Source organism: Amaricoccus sp. (genome assembly GCF_036846665.1).
In the GTDB taxonomy this organism is placed as follows: domain Bacteria; phylum Pseudomonadota; class Alphaproteobacteria; order Rhodobacterales; family Rhodobacteraceae; genus Amaricoccus.
Genome location: NZ_DAIUBO010000322.1, coordinates 1 through 3640 on the forward strand (window position 1 = coordinate 1; position 3640 = coordinate 3640).

The window sequence follows — 3640 nt, forward strand, 5'->3', positions numbered from 1 at the left end:
CGGTGCTGCCCTCGGGGTCGGAGGATTTCGCCCGCGCCCGCGCAGCCCTTTCGGGCGAATGGCCGAAGCCCGCGGTCTTCGTCGGCTCGGGCGGCTCGATCCCGGTGGTGGGGCATTTCCAGCGCATCCTCGGCATGGACGCGCTGATGATCGGCTTCGGCCAGGCCGATGACGCGATCCATTCGCCGAACGAGAAATACGATCTCGCGAGTTTCCGGAAGGGCGCGCGAAGCTGGGCGCGGGTGCTGGCCGCGCTCACGGGAAGCTGAGGGACCGGGGAAGGGGAGCGGCGCATGAGCTTGGAGGGAAAGACCGCGATCGTGACGGGTGGCGGGCGCGACACCGGGCCCGGCTGAGTGCGCCGCCGCGCGGCGGCGGGCGCGCGGGCTGAGGGATTCCTGCCCGCGCACCAGCTCGAACGGCATCCGAGTGAATAGATCGGTGGGGACACCCCGCCCCGGCGACAGCGAGGCACCGCCTCGCGCCGGTTCGTCGGGCGGTAGACGGGCGCGCGCGACTTCGTCTCCCGCCAGTTCCGAGAAGGGAAAGGCGCCGCCACGGGGACGGTCGCCGGTCCGAAGCGATCACTCGGTGATCGTATCCGATGGCAGCGGACGGCGCCTTCCGATCACCACCGGGCCAGTTCCGGCCGCCGCGACTGCGTGGCCGGCCCTCGGGCGGGCTATGAGCCCTGGTCGCCGGCTTCCTCGTCGGTCGCCTCGGCGATCTGGGCGACGGAGACGACGCGCTCGCCCGCGGCGGTGTTGAAGACCCGCACCCCGCCGGCGCCGCGCGAGCGGAAGGAGATGCCGGCGACGGGGCAGCGGATCGACTGGCCGGCATCGGTGGCGAGCATGATCTGGTCGTCGGGCTCGACCGGAAAGAGCGCCACGAGCGCGCCGCCGCGCAGGCCCTTGTCCATGGCCATCACCCCCTGGCCGCCGCGGCCGCGCAGCGGATAGTCGTGGCTCGAAGAGAGCTTGCCCGCGCCGTTCTCGGTGATGGTGAGCAGGAGATCCTCGGCCTCGGACATCTCGACATAGCGCTCCTGGCCGAGGCTGATGCTCTCGACCTCGGCCTCCTCCTCCGCAGCCTCGTCGGCGGCCTCGTCCTCCAGGGCGCCCGCCACCGCGCGGCGCATCTTGAGATAGGCGGCCCGTTCCGCCGGCGAGGCCTCGAAATGCCGGATGATCGCCATCGAGACGACCTCGTCGCCCGCGGCGAGGCGAATGCCGCGCACGCCGGTGGAATCGCGGCCCTTGAAGATGCGCACGTCAGGCACGGCGAAGCGGATCGCCTTGCCCGCCCGCGTGGTCAGCATGACGTCGTCCTCCTCCGAGCAGATCCGCGCATTGATCAGCCGCGTGTTCTCGGGGAGCTTCATCGCGATCTTGCCGTTGGATTTCACGTAGGTGAAATCGTCGAGCGCGTTGCGCCGCACGTCGCCCTGCGAGGTCGCGAACATGATCTGCAGGCTCGCCCATTCCTCCTCGGCCACGTCCACCGGCATGATCGCCGCGATCGAGGTGCCCGGAGCGATCGGCAGGATGTTCACGATCGCCTTGCCGCGCGCGTTGCGCCCGCCGAGCGGCAGCCGCCAGGTCTTGAGCTTGTAGACCATGCCGTCGGTGGTGAAGAACAGGAGCTGCGTGTGGGTATTGGCGACGAAGAGCGTGGTGACGAAATCCTCGTCCTTGGTCGCCATGCCCTGCGTGCCCTTGCCGCCGCGGCGCTGCGCGCGGTACTCGGTCAGCTGGGTGCGCTTGATGTAGCCGCCCTGCGTCACGGTGACGACCATGTCCTCGCGCTCGATGAGGTCCTCGTCGTCGAGATCGGCGTCCCATTCGACGATCTCCGAGCGGCGCGGCACGGCGAAGAGCTCGCGCACCTCGCGCAGCTCGTCGGCGATGATCGCGACGATCCGCGCGCGCGAGCGCAGGATGTCGAGATAATCGGTGATCCTGCCGGCGAGCTCGGCCAACTCGTCGGTCACCTCCTGCACCCCGAGCGCCGTCAGGCGCTGCAGCCGCAACTCGAGGATGGCGCGGGCCTGGGTCTCGGAGAGCAAATAGGTGCCATCCTCGCGGACCCGGTGCGAGGGATCGTCGATCAGCGAGATATAGGGCGCGATCTCCTCGGCAGGCCAGGCCCGCGTCATCAGCCGCTCGCGCGCCTCCGCCGGATCGGCCGAGGCGCGGATGGTCGCGACCACCTCGTCGACGTTCGAGACCGCCACGGCGAGGCCGCAGAGGATATGCGCCCGCTCCCGCGCCTTGCGCAGCTCGAAGGCGGTGCGCCGCGCCACCACCTCCTCGCGGAAGGCGATGAAGGTGCTGAGAAAGCCGCGCAGGTCGAGCTGTTCGGGGCGGCCGCCGTTCAGCGCCAGCATGTTGCAGCCGAAGGAGGTCTGCATCGGCGTGAAGCGGAAGAGCTGGTTCAGCACCACGTCCGGCGTCGCGTCGCGGCGGAGCTCGATGACCACGCGCACGCCGAAGCGGTCGCTCTCGTCCTGGACATGGGCGATGCCCTCGATCCTCTTGTCGCGGGCGAGCTCGGCGATGCGCTCGATCATCGTCGCCTTGTTGACCTGATAGGGGATCTCGCTGACCACGATCGCGAGCCGCCCGCCGCGCGCCTCCTCGATCCGGGTGCGGGCCCGGATGATCACCGAGCCGCGGCCCTCGTGATAGGCCTTGCGCGCGCCGGAGCGCCCGAGGATCAGCCCGCCGGTGGGGAAATCCGGTGCGGGCACGAAATCCATCAGGTCGGCCACGGTCAGGTCGGGGTTCTCGAGCAGCGCCAGCGTCGCGTCGATCACCTCGCCGAGGTTGTGCGGCGGGATGTTCGTCGCCATGCCGACGGCGATGCCCCCTGCCCCGTTCACCAGCATGTTCGGGAAGCGCGCCGGCAGGACGGTGGGCTCGAGATCCTTGCCGTCGTAGTTCGGCTGGAAGTCGACGGTTTCCTTGTCGATGTCGGCGAGCAGGTAGCTCGCGGCCTTGGCCATCCGCACCTCGGTGTAGCGGAAGGCCGCCGGCTTGTCGCCGTCCATCGAGCCGAAATTGCCCTGGCCGTCGAGCAGCGGCAACGACATGGAGAAGTCCTGCGCCATGCGCACCAGCGCGTCGTAGATCGCCGCGTCGCCATGGGGGTGGTACTTGCCCATGGTGTCGGCGACCGGGCGCGAGGACTTGCGATAGGGCTTGTCGTGGGTATTGCCGACCTCGTGCATGGCATAGAGGATGCGCCGATGCACCGGCTTGAGCCCGTCGCGCAGGTCCGGGATCGCGCGGGAGACGATCACGCTCATCGCATAATCGAGATAGGAGGTCTTCATCTCCGTCTCGATGGCGATCGCCGGACCGGGGCGCGGGGGCTCGCCGGTTCCGTCGTCGTCGGGAAGTGAATCGTTCAAGTTCTGGCCCTATGTGCCGCCAATCCGGTCACTATCCCGTATAGAGGCTGGCACCGGTGACTGCAATCGGCGCGGGCGTTTCGCGGGGGGCGGGCGCGTCTGGAGATCGTTCTTTCTTGCTCCGACCGCCCCGCTACAGAGGAGGGCAGCGCCCGGCCCGGCGGGTGCGGAGCGCCCGCGTCGTGCCGGAGGCACGCCTTCGGCGTGACGGGGCGGGGCGGGCGC

The 3640-nt window shown here is 69.6% G+C and carries 2 protein-coding genes; one reads left to right on the top strand and one right to left on the bottom strand.

Features of this window, described 5'->3' with window-relative positions; genetic code table 11:
- The coding region (locus V7050_RS19555) for a M20/M25/M40 family metallo-hydrolase (protein ID WP_324411090.1) at positions 1 to 269 on the top strand (269 nt) is incomplete at its 5' end.
- A 413-nt stretch (positions 270 to 682) separates the two neighbouring features.
- Here the strand turns inward: V7050_RS19555 and gyrA are convergent.
- Positions 683 to 3355 carry a DNA gyrase subunit A gene (gene gyrA / locus V7050_RS19560; protein WP_442885443.1) on the bottom strand — a complete coding sequence of 891 codons (2673 nt, stop codon included), beginning with the start codon at positions 3353 to 3355 and terminating at the stop codon, positions 683 to 685.
- Positions 3356 to 3640 lie beyond the last annotated feature (285 nt).